This is a genomic window from Streptomyces sp. TRM49041 (assembly GCF_008271805.1).
In the GTDB taxonomy this organism is placed as follows: Bacteria; Actinomycetota; Actinomycetes; order Streptomycetales; family Streptomycetaceae; genus Streptomyces.
In genome coordinates this window covers 1-593 of the sequence record NZ_VSRY01000052.1, presented here as the reverse complement: position 1 = coordinate 593, position 593 = coordinate 1, and the positions used below count along the sequence as shown (strand labels likewise).

General features: G+C 68.8%; 1 rRNA gene and 1 pseudogene. Both read left to right on the top strand.

Annotated features, from left to right (window positions below):
- Window positions 1-80: ribosomal RNA gene (gene rrf, locus FVS66_RS02515) — 5S ribosomal RNA — on the top strand; the annotation flags it as partial.
- Between the two features lie 215 nt (window positions 81-295).
- Window positions 296-593 (top strand): annotated as a pseudogene (locus FVS66_RS02510) (hypothetical protein); the annotation flags it as partial.

Sequence of the window (593 nt, the reverse complement as noted above, 5' to 3'; positions counted from 1 at the left end):
TTCCGAACCCGGAAGCTAAGCCTTTCAGCGCCGATGGTACTGCAGGGGGGACCCTGTGGGAGAGTAGGACACCGCCGAACAATCTTTCAAGGACCCGTGGTCCCAGCGTGCATGCTGGGACCACGGGTCCTTTTTTGTTTTGCTGAATCTGCTCGAAGCGCGGTCGAACGCCGACTGCGCGAGAATTGCTTGCGGTACCCGAAGACAGGAGCCACGCCCATGTCCACCAACTCCTCCGACGACCGTCCGGAGCGCGAGCCTCGTCGTAGGGACGGTGGCGAGCGGGGCGGTTTCCGTGGACCCCGGCGCGACGACGACCGCCGGGCCGGCGGCTTCCGCCGCGACGACCGGCGGGATGACCGGCGCGACGACCGCGGTGGTTTCCGTCGGGATGACCGGCGCGACGATCAGGGCGGCTTCCGTCGGGATGACCGTGACCGGGACCGTGGGCCGCGTCGGGACGACGACCGTGGCGGGTTCCGTCGGGACGACCGGCGCGATGACCGTGGTGGTTTCCGGCGTGGGGGTGACCGGCCTACGTTCCCGCGTGATGACCGTGCTCCTCGGCGGGATGACCGTGACCGGGACCGTGG